General features: G+C 60.6%; 13 protein-coding genes. 5 read left to right on the top strand and 8 right to left on the bottom strand.

What is annotated here, in order from left to right; all coding sequences use genetic code 11:
• Positions 1-4 precede the first annotated feature (4 nt).
• Positions 5-1,030 carry an NAD(P)H-dependent glycerol-3-phosphate dehydrogenase gene (locus tag C8K63_RS02855; RefSeq protein WP_108215297.1) on the bottom strand — a complete coding sequence of 342 codons (1,026 nt, stop codon included), beginning with the start codon at positions 1,028-1,030 and terminating at the stop codon, positions 5-7.
• A 274-nt stretch (positions 1,031-1,304) separates the two neighbouring features.
• On the opposite strand from C8K63_RS02855, the gene C8K63_RS02850 reads away from it, so the two are divergent.
• The 5 genes from C8K63_RS02850 to C8K63_RS02830 all read left to right on the top strand — a co-directional run bounded on the left by C8K63_RS02850 (position 1,305) and on the right by C8K63_RS02830 (position 6,712).
• Positions 1,305-2,237 (top strand): ABC transporter substrate-binding protein, encoded by a 933-nt coding sequence (locus C8K63_RS02850; RefSeq protein ID WP_108215296.1) that lies wholly within the window; start codon positions 1,305-1,307, stop codon positions 2,235-2,237.
• On the top strand, positions 2,234-4,135 hold the full coding sequence (locus C8K63_RS02845; RefSeq protein ID WP_108215295.1) for an ATP-binding protein: 1,902 nt from the start codon (positions 2,234-2,236) through the stop codon (positions 4,133-4,135). The genes C8K63_RS02850 and C8K63_RS02845 overlap by 4 nt, the downstream gene beginning before the upstream one ends.
• A gap of 247 nt (positions 4,136-4,382) precedes the next feature.
• Positions 4,383-4,898: a 3-hydroxyacyl-[acyl-carrier-protein] dehydratase FabA gene (gene fabA / locus C8K63_RS02840; protein ID WP_003227150.1), complete on the top strand. Its 516-nt coding sequence runs from the start codon at positions 4,383-4,385 to the stop codon at positions 4,896-4,898.
• Between the two features lie 11 nt (positions 4,899-4,909).
• Entirely contained in the window at positions 4,910-6,130 is a 1,221-nt protein-coding gene (fabB, locus tag C8K63_RS02835; RefSeq protein ID WP_108215294.1) for a beta-ketoacyl-ACP synthase I, read from the top strand.
• 393 nt (positions 6,131-6,523) lie between these two features.
• Positions 6,524-6,712, top strand: a complete 189-nt coding sequence (locus C8K63_RS02830) for a hypothetical protein (protein WP_108215293.1) — start codon at positions 6,524-6,526, stop codon at positions 6,710-6,712.
• 107 nt (positions 6,713-6,819) lie between these two features.
• Here C8K63_RS02830 and C8K63_RS02825 read toward each other — a convergent pair whose 3' ends face one another.
• The 7 genes from C8K63_RS02825 to C8K63_RS02795 form a co-directional block, all read right to left on the bottom strand.
• Positions 6,820-7,362 carry a DUF2058 domain-containing protein gene (locus C8K63_RS02825; protein WP_108215292.1) on the bottom strand — a complete coding sequence of 181 codons (543 nt, stop codon included), beginning with the start codon at positions 7,360-7,362 and terminating at the stop codon, positions 6,820-6,822.
• Between the two features lie 28 nt (positions 7,363-7,390).
• Entirely contained in the window at positions 7,391-8,224 is an 834-nt protein-coding gene (mazG, locus tag C8K63_RS02820; RefSeq protein WP_108215291.1) for a nucleoside triphosphate pyrophosphohydrolase, read from the bottom strand.
• A gap of 138 nt (positions 8,225-8,362) precedes the next feature.
• Positions 8,363-10,606 carry a GTP diphosphokinase gene (gene relA, locus C8K63_RS02815; RefSeq protein WP_108215290.1) on the bottom strand — a complete coding sequence of 748 codons (2,244 nt, stop codon included), beginning with the start codon at positions 10,604-10,606 and terminating at the stop codon, positions 8,363-8,365.
• 121 nt (positions 10,607-10,727) lie between these two features.
• Positions 10,728-12,080: a 23S rRNA (uracil(1939)-C(5))-methyltransferase RlmD gene (gene rlmD, locus C8K63_RS02810; protein ID WP_108215289.1), complete on the bottom strand. Its 1,353-nt coding sequence runs from the start codon at positions 12,078-12,080 to the stop codon at positions 10,728-10,730.
• Positions 12,080-12,982 carry a cysteine synthase CysM gene (cysM, locus tag C8K63_RS02805; RefSeq protein WP_108215288.1) on the bottom strand — a complete coding sequence of 301 codons (903 nt, stop codon included), beginning with the start codon at positions 12,980-12,982 and terminating at the stop codon, positions 12,080-12,082. The genes rlmD and cysM overlap by 1 nt, the downstream gene beginning before the upstream one ends.
• A gap of 168 nt (positions 12,983-13,150) precedes the next feature.
• Positions 13,151-14,572, bottom strand: coding sequence for a sensor histidine kinase (locus C8K63_RS02800; protein ID WP_108215287.1), 1,422 nt, complete (start codon positions 14,570-14,572; stop codon positions 13,151-13,153).
• Positions 14,562-15,281, bottom strand: a complete 720-nt coding sequence (locus tag C8K63_RS02795) for a response regulator transcription factor (RefSeq protein ID WP_108215286.1) — start codon at positions 15,279-15,281, stop codon at positions 14,562-14,564. The genes C8K63_RS02800 and C8K63_RS02795 overlap by 11 nt, the downstream gene beginning before the upstream one ends.
• Positions 15,282-15,306 lie beyond the last annotated feature (25 nt).

Raw genomic sequence — 15,306 nt, 5'->3', positions numbered from 1 at the left:
GTGATTATTTGAAATCACTGGTGGAAATAAAATCGACGTCGGTTTTCGGCTCTCCACGCATCAGCAGACCGATGACCTGCTCCAGCGTGCGCCCCTCGAACAGGATCGCGTGCAGCCCGGCGACCAGCGGCATGTACACGCCAACCTCCTGGGCTTTGGCCTTGAGCACTTTAAGGGTGTTGACCCCTTCGGCGACTTCGCCCAGGCGCGTTACAGCCTCGTCCAGGCTCAGGCCCTGGCCGAGGGCGAAGCCGACCTGATAGTTGCGGCTCTTGGGCGATGAACAGGTCACGATCAGATCGCCTACGCCCGCAAGCCCCAGGAAGGTCATCGGGTTGGCGCCCTGATTCACCGCAAAGCGGGTCATTTCCGCCAATGCCCGGGTGATCAGCATGCTCTTGGTATTTTCCCCCATGCCCAGTGCCACCGCCATGCCGGCTATGATCGCGTAAACGTTTTTCAACGCCCCGCCCAGCTCCACACCGAAACGGTCGGCGCTGGCGTAAACACGAAAGGTGCGGCCGTGCAGCGCGGCCTGAACCTGCTGGCAGAGTTCTTCGTCTTCACTGGCGACCACCGTGGCGGTCAGTGCATGTTCGGCGATTTCACGGGCCAGGTTGGGTCCGGACAGGACGCCGATGCGTGCCTGCGGGGCGATCTCTTCGAGGATCTCGCTCATCAGTTTGAATGTATGGGCTTCGATACCTTTGGTCAGGCTCACCAGTAATTTACCGGTCAACCGTTCGGCGTGCGGCACCAGCACCGAGCGCAGCGCGCTGGAAGGCAATGCGACAAAACACAGGTCACAGGCGTCCAGGGTGGCTTGCAGGTCGGTGACCGGCGTGACGCTGGGCAGAATCTTGATGCCTTTGAGGTAACGCGGGTTTTCGCGATTGACCCGCATGGCCTCGGCCTGTTCGGGGTCACGCATCCACTGAAGGACCTGAAGCCCATTTTCGGCCAGCAGATTAGCCACGGCGGTTCCAAAACTTCCGCCTCCCAGGACCGCAATCGGGCGCTGTTCAGTCATATGCAATCCGTTAATCCATACCAGTGGCGATGTCGGCATTATACGGGGCAGCCCATCGGCGGCCAGCCCCGACATCAAATACCGGCAGCGGTGGGAAGAAGACCAATAAAACCGAGGAAAATGCGGACATCGTGAATGGAAAAGTCATCCGGCTCGGTTAACATGCGCGCGATCAATCACTGACTGGGATGTGTTGTGTCTCCGGGTGCTCCTTCTCCGCGTTCGCCCCTGGTACTGGCGCTGATTTTCAGCTCGCCGGAGCTGGAGCTTTAATATGTCGTATTGCCCAGCCTGGAAAACGCCGTCCCTGCGCCGGCTGCTGGCCGTGCTTTGTCTATTGTTCGGCAGCTTGTTGGGTAGCCTGCCGGGTAACGCGGCCGACATTTTGCTCACGGGTGCCGAAGACAGCCCCGATGTGCGGACGTTTACCCAGGCCCTGAGCGAGTTGCGACCGAACGATAACGTACGCTTCCAGACACTGGCGAGTTTGCCGACTCCTGACAAGCTGCCGGAAAACATCCGCTTGATACTGCTCGACCTGCCCAGCCTCGACTGGCGCCTGCAGGACACCCGGGGCCCGGCGACACTGGTGTTGCGCATCAGCCGCCTGCAAGCCCGACGACGCTTGAACAGCACGCTGCCTGCACACCTTTCCCTGCTATGGAGCGATCCACCACTGGACCGCCAGTTGCGCTTGACCCGCACCCTGTTGCCCGAAGCCAAACGCATCGGCGTGCTCTACGACAACCACAGTGAATTTCTGTTGAATGAGCTACGTAATGCCGCCCTCCCCTTGGGTCTGGAGGTGGTCACCCAGCGCTGGGACAACATTCACGACAGTCGTCCGTTACAGGCCCTGCTGAATAATAGCGACGTGTTGCTGGGCCTGGACGATGCCGACCTGTACAACCCGCAAACCGCAAAGAACCTGCTGTTGAGCAGCTACTCACGGCAAATGGCGCTGATCGGACCCAACGCAGGTTTCGTCAAGGCCGCAAGCCTGGCCAGCACCTACAGCGATCAGAGCGACTGGCTGGCGGCCCTCGACGAATTGCTCGACCGGCCACCTGCCACCTGGCCGCGCACGCACTATCCCCATCGATTCAAGGTCGCGAGCAATCCGCAGGTGGCGCGTTCATTGGGTATCGAACAGATAAACGACGCGTCGGTCGCCACGTTGCTGGCTGAAGGAGAACGCCGCCCATGAACTTGCGCCGTCGCTGGGACATCAGCACCCGCACCCAACTCATCAGCCTCGGCCCAGCACTGCTGCTGACCTTGCTGCTGATCAGCTTCTTCACGTTCGTGCGTATCCAGGACCTGCGTCAGGAAATCACCCACACCGGCCAGTTGATCGCCAATCAACTGGCCCCGGCCACCGAATACGGGGTAATCTCGGGCAACATCGAAGTGCTCGAGACCTTGCTCAAGGCGACGCTGGCCACGCCCAACGTAAGCTTTCTGGAAATCCAGGACAGCGCCAACCGGGTTCTGGTGTACGTCGAACAACCGAGCGAACACTACAATCGCGCGCAACAGCTCGAAGTGTTCCAGGCACCGATACGGCTCCAGCGAATCGCGTTGCACAATGATTTTTTCCAGAGCAGCAAATCCGCCAGCGCGGCCCCCTCCGAAGACTATCTCGGCCGGGTGATCGTCGGACTGTCCAACGATGCCTTCAGCCAACGCCAGCAGGAAATCGTACTCAAGGCCGCCATTCTGGCGCTGTTTGCCCTGCTATTTACCTTCTTCGTGGCCCGACGTCTGGCGGGCAGCCTGTCGCAACCAATCCGTGATATCGGCAATGCGGTCAAGGCGATCCAGGACGGCGACTACAAAACACCGCTGCCCATTGTCGACGACACCGAGCTGGGGGCGCTGTCGCAACATATCAACAACCTCGCCAGCGGTCTCGAGCAGGCCAGCCGCGAACAGCATCAGGCCATGGCGCAGTTGATCCAGACCCGCGAAGAAGCGGAAAAGGCCAACAACGCCAAATCCGACTTCCTCGCCATGATGAGCCATGAACTGCGCACACCGATGAATGGCGTACTGGGCATGCTGCAGTTGCTGGAAACCACCGACATGACCGAGGAGCAGGTGGAATACGCGGCGCTGGCTTCGGAGTCTACCGAGCACTTGCTCAAGGTCATCAACGACATTCTGGATTTCTCGCGGATCGAACGTTCAGAGCTGGAACTGGAGCACATTGCGTTCAATCTCGTCGAACTGATCGGCAGTTGCGCCCAGTCGTTCCAGCACAGCGCCGCGCAACGCGGCCTCGACCTGCAACTGATGATCCCCGATGACATGCATGGCTTGCAGGTCAAGGGCGACCCGACGCGTATCCGGCAGATACTGGTCAACCTGATCGGCAATGCGCTGAAGTTCACCGAGCAGGGCCGCATCACCATCGAGGCGCAGTGGCAGTCGCTGGACCACGAGTTGCTGTGGTTCACCTGCACCGTGCGCGACAGCGGCATCGGCATCCCGACGCAAAGCCTGGAATTGATGTTCAACGCTTTCCAGCAGGCCGACAGCACCATTTCAAGACGCTACGGCGGCACCGGGCTGGGCCTGCCGATTGCCCGTACGCTCGCCGAACGCATGGGCGGCACCTTGCGCGCGCAGAGTGAGGAAGGCCGCGGTTCGGTGTTCACCCTGGAAATTCCCCTGGCACTGCACCAGCAGACGCAGACGCTGTTGCCCCCCCGCGCGCAAAACGGCGACAGCGGCGGCGAAGGACGCAATGTGCTGTTGGTCGAAGACAACCCGGTCAACCAGACGGTCATCGAAGCCATGTTGCGCAGCCTGGGCTTCAAGGTCAGTCTCGCGGTCGACGGCGCGCAGGCGGTTCGCAGTGCCGAGAGCCTGATTTTCGAAGCGATCCTGATGGATTGCCGCTTGCCGGTCATCGATGGCTATGAAGCCACCCGACAGATCCGCCAATTACCCGGTTGCACCGACCTGCCGATCATCGCGCTGACTGCCAACGCCCTGCAGGGTGACCGCGAAGCCTGTTTGTCGGCGGGGATGAACGATTACCTGGCCAAGCCGTTCAAACGCACTGATCTGCAGCAAATTCTGCAGCGATGGGTGCAGTAGTACAGGCCTTTCGAGCATCTGCGACTGGCGTGAAAGGCGAAAGTGCGGCAGTCTTAAGCCCCCGAACAGGCCCGAAAAGGGGCTTGAATAATAATTTCAGTGCACAAGTGTACTTTCATGTCCTTGGTGCTGTGACTTTCACCACAACGCAATAGTCTATGAGTAGGCTGCCGGTTCGAGGCATGAACGCTTCGATCGGCCGGGAAGATTTGCCCCACCTGCCGCATGGGACTATTGAGGAGCTCGCATGACCAAACAAAACGCCTTTACCCGGGAAGACCTGCTGCGCTGCAGTCGCGGTGAGCTGTTCGGCCCAGGTAACGCGCAACTGCCCGCCCCGAACATGCTGATGGTTGATCGCATCACCCTGATCAGCGAAGAAGGTGGCAAGTACGGCAAAGGTGAGTTGGTCGCCGAGCTGGATATCAATCCGGACCTGTGGTTCTTCGCCTGTCACTTCGAAGGCGATCCGGTGATGCCGGGCTGCCTGGGCCTCGACGCCATGTGGCAACTGGTCGGTTTCTTCCTGGGCTGGCAAGGCTTGCCGGGCCGTGGCCGTGCGCTGGGTTCGGGCGAAGTGAAATTCTTCGGCCAGGTTCTGCCGACCGCCAAAAAAGTCACCTATAACATTCATATCAAGCGCGTCCTCAAGGGTAAACTGAACCTGGCCATTGCCGACGGTTCGGTCACTGTCGACGGTCGCGAAATCTACACCGCCGAAGGCCTCCGGGTCGGCGTGTTCACCTCCACTGACAACTTCTAAGGGTTATTCGCATGCGCCGCGTCGTTATCACTGGTCTGGGCATCGTTTCTTGCCTGGGCAATGACAAAGAGACCGTCTCCGCTAACCTGCGTGCAAGCCGCCCTGGCATCCGGTTCAACCCGGAATATGCCGAAATGGGTCTGCGTAGCCAGGTTTCCGGCTCCATTGACCTCAACCTTGAAGAACTGATCGATCGCAAGATCTATCGCTTCGTCGGCCACGCGGCAGGTTATGCCTACCTGGCCATGAAAGACGCCATCACCGACTCCGGCCTGACCGAAGAGCAGGTTTCCAACGTGCGTACCGGCCTGATCGCCGGCTCCGGTGGCGCGTCGACCCTGAACCAGATGGAAGCCCTGGACATCCTGCGCGAGAAAGGCGTCAAGCGCGTCGGCCCGTACCGCGTCACGCGGACCATGGGCAGCACCGTTTCCGCCTGCCTGGCCACGCCGTTCAAGATCAAGGGTGTGAACTACTCGATCTCCTCCGCTTGCGCCACCAGTGCTCACTGCATCGGTAACGCCATGGAACAGATCCAGCTGGGCAAGCAGGACATCGTTTTCGCCGGCGGCGGTGAAGAAGAACACTGGAGCCAATCGTTCCTGTTCGACGCCATGGGCGCCCTGTCCACCCAGTACAACGAAACCCCGGAAAAAGCTTCCCGTGCCTACGACGCCAAGCGTGACGGTTTCGTCATTGCCGGCGGTGGCGGCATGGTCGTGGTTGAAGAGCTGGAACACGCTCTGGCCCGCGGCGCGAAGATCTACGCGGAAATCGTCGGCTACGGCGCGACCTCCGACGGCTACGACATGGTTGCCCCGAGCGGCGAAGGCGCGATCCGCTGCATGCAGCAGGCGCTGTCCACCGTCGATACCCCGATCGACTACCTGAACACCCACGGCACCTCGACCCCGGTCGGCGACGTCGCGGAAATGAAAGGCGTTCGTGAAGTGTTCGGCGACAAGGCTCCGGCCATCAGCTCCACCAAGAGCCTGTCGGGTCACTCCCTGGGCGCCGCCGGTGTTCACGAAGCGATCTACTGCCTGCTGATGATGGAAGGCAACTTCATTGCCGGCTCCGCCAACATCGACGAGCTGGACCCTGAAGTGGCCGACCTGCCGGTGCTGACCAAGACCCGCGAAAACGCCACCATCAACACCGTGATGAGCAACAGCTTCGGTTTCGGTGGCACCAACGCCACCCTGGTACTGAAGCGCTGGGCAGGCAAGTAACTCCCCCGCTGCCAAGCCGCACATGAAAACGCCCCGACTGGTTCGGGGCGTTTTTTTTGCCTTGAGAAAAACCTCAAGACATACACAAATCCACTGTAGGAGTGAGCCTGCTCGCGATAGAGGTATTCCAGTCGACATCACTGGTAACTGACCCACCGCTATCGCGAGCAGGCTCACTCCTACAAGGGTCTGCGGTACGTTCTGGAGATGAAGCTTTTGTCATGAAACCAACCACCCTGCGACCGAATGTCGCGTGTTTGGCGGGCTGCAGGACTGTTTCCGTTTTTGCAAAAAACCCTTACCAAACTCAGTCGTTTACTTAGCAAGCTACCAAACTCTATAACAAAGGCCTGCACATGCCTTGCTGCAGATAACAGAGATTGGAGCTAGCAGATGACTGTAAAAGTAACTGAACGCGACGATTCACATAAATCCCACGAGGGGGTAGCCGCCGGTATCCGGATCTGGGACGTGCATCAACAAGACCTGCTGGTCGGGATGTTCCACTGCGAAACCGATGCGCAAAACTACAAGGCCGAACTGGAAACCCTGGAGCAGCAACGCGACTTACATTCCGCCTGAGAAAACGTGCAGGAGCGAGCTTGCTCGCGAAGAACCTGAGGGCGGCGCTGGTTTCAGACAGCGTGCGACATTCACGTTTTTCGCGAGCAAGCTCGCTCCTGCAAGGTTTACCACATCAGGTCATCAGGGATCTTATAGGCGGCGTACGGATCGTCCTCGGCAGCGACCTCTTCGGTCTGCACATTCAATTGCACGATGCGCTGTGGGTCGCGTTCCTGAATCTTCAGTGCCGCCTCGCGCGGAATCACTTCGTAGCCGCCAGCGTGATGCACGATGGCCAGCGAACCGCTGCTGAGCTTGTTACGCATCAGGGTGTTGACGCAGATGCGCTTGACCTTCTTGTCGTCGACGAAGTTGTAGTAGTCCTCGGTCGTCAATTTCGGCAGGCGCGAGACTTCGATCAATTGCTTGACCTGCGCGGCACGGGCCTTGGCCTCGGCCTTCTCCTGCTGCTGGCGGTTGAGTTCCTGGTCGCGCTTGACCTTCTCGGCCATGGCTTCCTGCGCCGCGCGCTGCTGGGAGTCATCCAGCTCGATCTGGCCTTTGTGGGCCAGGCGTTGTTGTTTCTGCTTGTCTTTGCTGACCTGCTTGGCCTGCTTCTGGTTGACCAGCCCTGCTTTGAGCAACTGGTCGCGAAGGGAAATGCTCATGGTGCTTATTACTCACTTAGGCCACTGCTCAACCGCAGCTGGGCAAATTCTTTTCCTGACGTTTGGCTTCGCCCCACAAGGCGTCCAACTCTTCGAGGGTGCAATCTTCCATGGGACGGCGGGTGTCGCGCAATGCCTGTTCGATAAAACGAAAGCGTCGTTCAAACTTGCCATTGGCGCCACGCAGTGCGGTTTCCGGATCGACCTTGAGATGCCGCGCCAGATTGACCACGGAAAACAGCAGATCGCCGATCTCGTCGGCCACGGCTTCGGGATCGTTTTCCGACATCGCTTCGAGGACTTCATCAAGCTCTTCACGCACTTTATCGAGCACCGGCAAGGCGTCTGGCCAGTCGAACCCAACCTGCCCCGCGCGCTTCTGCAGCTTTGCCGAACGGGACAATGCTGGCAGTGCGGCGGGAACATCATCGAGCAACGACAGCTGTTCGGGCGCTGAAGATTTCTCCGCGCGCTCCTCGGCCTTGATCTCTTCCCAACGCCGCTTGACCTGCTCTTCACTCAAGCGCGGAACATCCAGTGGCGCATACAGGTCACCCGTGGGGAACACGTGGGGATGACGGCGGATCAGCTTGCGGGTGATGCCGTCGACCACGCCGGCGAACTCGAAGCGCCCCTCTTCCCGAGCCAACTGGCTGTAATAAACCACCTGGAACAACAGATCGCCCAGCTCACCCTGCAAGTGATCGAGGTCGCCGCGCTCGATGGCGTCGGCGACTTCGTAGGCTTCTTCGAGGGTGTGCGGGACGATGGTGGCCCAGGTTTGCTTGAGATCCCACGGGCAACCGTACTGCGGGTCGCGCAGGCGGTTCATCAGGTGCAGTAAATCTTCAAGTGAATACATCAATCTGTCTCTTTCCGCTTCCTGTAGGAGCGAGCCTGCTCGCGATGGACGTCAACGATGACGCGTACAATCTGGATGAACGCGCCGTCCTCTGGTTCATCGCGAGCAGGCTCGCTCCTACAGTAAAGCGCTCTCGCCTCATGGCGTACGGTTACGCCGGGTTTCGATGATGTTCGGCAACTGGGAAATCCGCCCCAGCAACCGCCCCAATGCGTCCAGCCCCGGAATCTCGATGGTCAGGGACATCAGCGCGGTGTTGTCCTCCTTGTTCGAGCGGGTGTTGACCGCCAGCACGTTGATCCGCTCATTGAGCAGCACCTGCGAGACGTCACGCAGCAGACCGGAACGGTCGTAGGCGCGGATGACGATGTCCACCGGATAGGTGAGCACCGGCACCGGCCCCCAGCTGACCTGGATGATTCGCTCGGGCTCGCGCCCGGCCAGCTGCAGCACCGAGGCGCAGTCCTGGCGGTGAATGCTCACTCCGCGACCCACAGTGATGTAACCGACGATTGCATCGCCCGGCAACGGCTGGCAGCAGCCAGCCATCTGGGTCATCAGGTTGCCGACACCCTGGATCTGGATATCGCCGCGCTTGCCTGGCTTGTAGCCAGTGGCCTTGCGTGGAATCAGTTCCAGCTGCTCGTTGCCACGCTCCGGCTCGACCAGTTGCTGCGCCAGGTTGACCAGTTGCGCCAGGCGCAGATCCCCGGCACCGAGGGCGGCGAACAGGTCTTCGGCGGTTTTCATGTTGGCCTTGTCGGCCAGCTTGTCGAAATCCACCGCGGGCAGGCCGAGGCGATTGAGCTCGCGCTCCAACAGCGTTTTACCGGCCGCGACGTTCTGGTCACGGGCCTGCAACTTGAACCAGTGAACGATCTTCGCCCGCGCCCGGGATGTGGTGACGTAACCCAGGTTCGGGTTCAGCCAGTCGCGGCTCGGGGTGCCGTGCTTGCTGGTGATGATCTCGACCTGTTCACCGGTTTGCAGGCTGTAATTGAGCGGCACGATGCGCCCGTTGATCTTGGCGCCGCGGCAGTTGTGACCGATTTCGGTGTGTACGCGGTAGGCGAAGTCCAGCGGCGTCGCCCCCTTGGGCAAGTCGATGGCGTGACCGTCCGGGGTAAAGATGTAGACCCGGTCGGGCTCGATATCGACCCGCAGCTGTTCCGCCAGGCCACCGATGTCACCCAGCTCTTCGTGCCATTCGAGTACCTGGCGCAGCCAGGAGATTTTCTCTTCGTAGTGATTGGAGCCGGACTTGACGTCGGTGCCCTTGTAGCGCCAGTGCGCGCACACACCGAGTTCGGCTTCTTCGTGCATCGCATGGGTGCGGATCTGCACTTCCAGCACCTTGCCCTCGGGCCCGATCACCGCCGTGTGCAGCGAGCGATAGCCGTTTTCCTTGGGGTTGGCGATGTAGTCGTCGAACTCTTTCGGAATGTGCCGCCACAGGGTATGGACGATGCCGAGCGCGGTGTAGCAATCGCGCATTTCCGGCACCAGCACGCGAACGGCTCGAACGTCGTAGATCTGGCTGAACTCCAGACCCTTGCGCTGCATTTTGCGCCAGATCGAATAGATGTGTTTGGCCCGGCCGCTGATGTCGGCATCGACACCGGTGGCCTGCAATTCGTTTTTCAGCTGGCTCATCACGTCGCTGATGAAGCGCTCGCGATCCAGGCGCCGCTCGTGGAGCAACTTGGCGATCTGCTTGTACTGGTCCGGCTCCAGGTAACGGAAGGACAAGTCCTCCAGCTCCCACTTGATGTGACCGATACCCAGGCGATGGGCCAGTGGCGCGTAGATGTCGAAGACTTCACGGGCGACGCGGTTGCGTTTTTCGTCGTCGGCGGTCTTCACCGCACGGATGGCGCAAGTACGCTCGGCCAGTTTGATCAGGGCGACGCGAACGTCGTCGACCATGGCCACCAGCATCTTGCGCAGGTTTTCCACCTGGCCCTGGGTGCCCATCACCAAGGATTTGCGCGGACTCAGGCTGTCGCTGATCGCCGCCATGCGTTGCACGCCGTCGATGAGTTTGGCCACCACCGGGCCGAAGCGCTGGCTGACTGCCGGCAACGGGATCTGGCCTTCGCGCACGCCCCGGTACAGGACCGCGGCGACCAGTGAGTCCTGATCGAGTTTGAGATCGGCGAGAATCTCGGCGATCTCAAGGCCGGTACGGAACGTGGAGTTCCCTTCCGACCAGAGATTCTGTGCCGCATTGGCTTGTTGTTCGGCCTCGCGAGCGTACTCGCAGGCCTCTTTCAAGGCTTCGCGATCCAGTGCCAGATCGACACTCACCGCGTGATCGAGCCAAGCCTCGAGATTGATACTGCCGTCGGTGTTGATCGGCTGGTGTGCTCTCACCTGTACCATCTTGCTTACCTTCCCTACGACGCAGATTCAATGCGTCAATTCGCTGACCTTCGTTACCCATGCGCCCACGTCGGGCTGGTGCGCGGCTGCACGGGCGGGCCAGTCGGACCAGACGAGCATCCTAGCTCGCTTCAAATAACGCCATGGCCTCGACATGTGCCGTTTGAGGAAACATATCGAGAATCCCGGCACGTTTTAACCGGTAGCCCTGCTTGATCAATTCGACCGTGTCACGCGCCAGAGTGGCCGGGTTGCACGACACGTACACCAACCGTTCGGCGCCCAGGGTCTTGAGCTTGTGAACAACCTCGAAAGCACCGTCACGCGGTGGGTCCAAGAGTACCGCACAAAAGCCTTCGGCGGCCCATTCGGCGTCCGTCAAAGGCTGGGATAAATCGGCGTGAAAAAACTTCGCGTTATGCAGATTATTGCTAGCTGCATTCGCCGCTGCCCGATCGACCATCACCCGCACACCTTCGACCGCCACCACTTCGCGAGCGGCCTTGGCCAGTGGCAAGGCAAAGTTGCCCAGGCCACAGAACAGATCGAGTACGCGCTCATCTGCTGTCGGCTTCAACCAGTCCAGCGCCTGGGCAACCATCGCTTCATTGACTGCGGCGTTGACCTGGATGAAATCCCCTGGACGGTATGCCAGCTCCAGACCCCACTGTTCAAGACGATAGCCCAACGACCGATCGGCCTCGACCGGCTGCGGTTCACCGTCGCCATGCAGCCACAACTGGGCTTCGTGGAACGCGCAGAAATCCTTGAGGATCGTCAGGTCGGCGTCGGACAACGGCGCCATGTGCCGCAGCAAAACCGCCAACGTCGAGCCGCTGAACAACTCCACATGCCCGAGTGCCTGAGGTTTGCTCAAGCGCCGCAGCATCTCCGGCAGACCGGCCATGATGGGCTGCAAGGGCTGTACCAGCACCGGGCAATCATCGATGCCAACGATGTCCTGGCTGCCGGCGGCGCGGAACCCGACTTCGAGTTTCTTCGCCTTCATGTCCCAGCGCACCGCCACACGGGCGCGACGACGGTAGCCGAATTCCGGACCGGTCAATGGTTCGGCCCACTCCTCGGGCGCGACACCGGCGACCTTGGACAATTGCTCGGCGAGCATGCGCTGTTTCAGGGCGAGTTGTTCGTTATGGGGCAAATGCTGCACGCTGCAGCCGCCGCAACGGCCGGCATGGGCGCACGGCGCCGGGCGGCGCAATTCGCTGGCTTTGAACACCCGCTCGGTCCGCGCCTCGACCACTTTGCCGTGGGCACCGAGTACGCGAGCCTCGATTTCTTCGCCGGCCAACGCACCGATGACGAACCAGGTACGACCTTCGAAAAACGCGATGCCGCGACCGTCATTGGCCAGGCGCTCGATGGTCAGGCGCTGTTTTTTGCCGGTCGGGATTTGCGGGGCCTTGCTGCCGCCGGTGGGCTGGAAGCGCAGGCCTCTTTCATGTTTGGCCATCAGTTGGGCGCGTCGAAAATGCCGGTCGACAAGTAACGGTCGCCGCGGTCGCAGATGATCGCGACGATCACCGCGTTTTCAACTTCTCTGGACAGGCGCAGCATTGCCGCCACGGCGCCGCCCGAGGACACGCCACAGAAAATGCCTTCTTCACGGGCCAGACGACGGGTCACGTCTTCGGCTTCGCTTTGGGCCATGTCGACGATCCGGTCCACGCGGTCAGCCTGGTAGATTTTCGGCAGGTATTCCTGAGGCCAGCGGCGGATACCCGGGATCGCCGAACCTTCCATCGGTTGCAGGCCGATGATCTGCACGTTGTCGTTCTGCTCTTTCAAGTAGCGCGACACGCCCATGATGGTCCCGGTAGTGCCCATGGAACTGACGAAATGGGTAATGGTGCCCTGGGTCTGGCGCCAGATTTCCGGGCCAGTGGTGGTGTAGTGCGCCTCGGGATTGTCACCGTTGGCGAACTGATCCAGTACTTTGCCGCGACCCTCGGCTTCCATCTTCTGCGCGAGGTCACGGGCGCCTTCCATGCCCTGTTCCTGGCTGACCAGAATCAGCTCGGCGCCATAGGCCGTCATGGCCGCCTTGCGCTCGGCGCTGGAGTTGTCCGGCATGATCAGGATCATCCTGTAACCCTTGATCGCGGCGGCCATGGCCAAGGCGATTCCGGTGTTGCCCGACGTCGCTTCGATCAGCGTATCGCCAGGATGGATCTGCCCGCGCAGTTCGGCGCGAGTGATCATCGACAGCGCCGGACGGTCCTTGACCGAACCCGCCGGGTTGTTCCCTTCGAGCTTGAGCAAAAGGGTATTGCTGGTGGCGCCGGGCAGGCGCTGCAAACGAACCAGCGGAGTGTTGCCGACGCAATCGGCGATGGTTGGGTACTGCAAGGTCATGGCGTATTCGCAATCCAGACTGCGGGGGCGTCTATCATACCGGCAAACGTTCGCAGGCCATATCACGCAAAGTATGGTGCTTATGGCTTATGGGAATAAGCCCGGGTTTATTGGTGTGTGGAAGGGCCTCATCGCGAGCAGGCTCGCTCCTACAGGGGGCTGAGGTGATCACACATTTTTCGGTTGAAACACGGTCAATGTAGGAGCGAGCCTGCTCGCGATGACGTTGTCACTGGCACCGCCATCATCCGCCAACAAGCGCATATTCAAGCGCAACCCGGTCCCGGTGTTCTGCGCCCAAAGCTGTCCACCCTGACGCTGCACCGCGTTCCGGGCAATGCTCAAGCCCAGTCCGAATCCACCGTCCCCCGGCCGCGAACCGTCGAGTCGGGTGAACGGCAGGAAGATCCGTTCCAGATCAGCTTGCGCCACACCATCGCCCTGATCCTCCAGCCATAGGTGCCAGAAATCGCCATCACGCTGGCCACCCAGCTGGACAATGCCTCCCGCTGGCGAATGACGAATGGCATTGCGCAGAATGTTTTCCAACGCCTGGGCCAGGGTGTTGAGATGACCGCGAACCCAACAGGATGAATCCACCGCGCATTGCAACTGCGAATTGGGCCAGCCACTTTCATAGCAGGCATTCTCCGTGAGCATTTCCCACAGGGCCTGGATCTGGATCGCTTCGTCGGGCAACCGGGTGCGCTCGGTATCGAGCCAGGCCAGCTGCAACGTGTCTTCCACCAGGCGCTGCATGCCATCGACCTCACGGCCGATGCGTTCGCGCAATGGCTCCAGCCCCTGCTCGCTTTCACTGGCCACCCGCAAGCGGCTCAAAGGCGTACGCAATTCGTGGGACAAGTCGCGCAGCAGTTGCTGCTGCAAGGCCACGGTGCTTTGCAGGCGTTCGGACATATGGTCGAACGCCCGCCCCAGCTCACCCAATTCATCGCAACGATTGGTAGTGCGGCTCGACAGGCGCACATTCAGTTGGTCGGCACGCCAGGCGTTGGCCTGCTCACGTAAGTGATTGAGTGGCACCACCAGCAATCGGTAGAGCCCGACGCACAGTAGCAAAGTGAACAGCCCCGGAATCACGCCGTTGGTGATCACCCGCCAGAACACCCGGTATTGCCCAGGCAGAAAGCGTTCGGGCAGTTCGATCACCAGGCTGCCGGCGGACGGGTCGCCGGGAAACGGCACGCGCATCCAGGGCCGGCCTTTCTTGTGGATGGGCCAATCGAGGCCGCGCAAAAAAGTCAGGCGTTCGACTTCCTTGTCCGTCAGCGATTGGTTGCTCAAGGACTGCAAATCACCGCCGATGACACCGACCCAGCCGTATTCCCGCTGACGCATGCCTTGCAGCCAGTGATCGACACCGGCGCTCTGGTGCTGCCGCCAAGCCTGCTCGGCTTCGGCGGCGTAGCGCGTCAGGGTGCCGCGGGCCTCATCGGAGAGGAACTGGTTGCGCTGCTCCATGTAACGCCCCCAGGACCAACTCAACCAGATCATCAGCAGACAGAAAGCGACCAATAGACAAGCCAGTTTCCAGAACAGCGAATGCCTGCCCGGCAAGTTACATTTCATCGACGGCGCTCAGGATGTAACCCTTGCCCCATACCGTACGCACTTCACGCTCGGTGTAGCCAATGGCCTTGAGCTTGCGGCGGATCTGGCTGATGTGCATGTCCAGGCTGCGGTCATGGGCCGCATAACCGCGTTGCAGCACCTGTTGATAGAGGAAGGCTTTGCTCAGGACTTCGTCGGCGCTGCGGTGCAGCGTCTCCAGCAGCCGATACTCGCTGCGGGTCAGGCCGCCAGCCTGTTCGCCATAAAACACCTCGAAGCTTTCATCGTCGAAACGCAGGCTGTCCATCGAAGGGGCCGGCACGGCGGGCGCAGGCCGGCGGTCGAATGCCACCCGCCGCAGAATGGCTTCGATGCGCACCCGCAACTCCACCATGCTGAAGGGCTTTGGCAGGTAATCATCGGCCCCCAGGCGAAAGCCGCTGATGCGATCGGCCTCGGCACCGAGGGCCGACATCAGCAACACCGGGGTGGAATGGCTCTGGCGCAATTGAGTCAATACCGCCAGGCCGTCCATGCCCGGCAGCAGGATATCCATCAACACCACGTCGAAAGGCTGCCGGCGGGCAATGTCCAGGCCTTCCTGGCCGTTCTGGCACCAGGTCACCTGGAAGCCGCTGCGGTCCAGGTGCTCGTGAACGTAGGCGCCGAGCACAAGGTCGTCTTCGATGGACAGGATTCGAGGGAGGCCAGCAGTGATGGGAGTCATGACTATCTGCAAATAATTCTCAGTT

Origin of the sequence: Pseudomonas sp. GV085 (assembly GCF_003050925.1) — a bacterium.
Lineage (GTDB): Bacteria > Pseudomonadota > Gammaproteobacteria > Pseudomonadales > Pseudomonadaceae > Aquipseudomonas.
The sequence above is the reverse complement of the archived record's forward strand: the minus strand, read 5'-3'. Positions and strand labels throughout refer to the sequence as shown.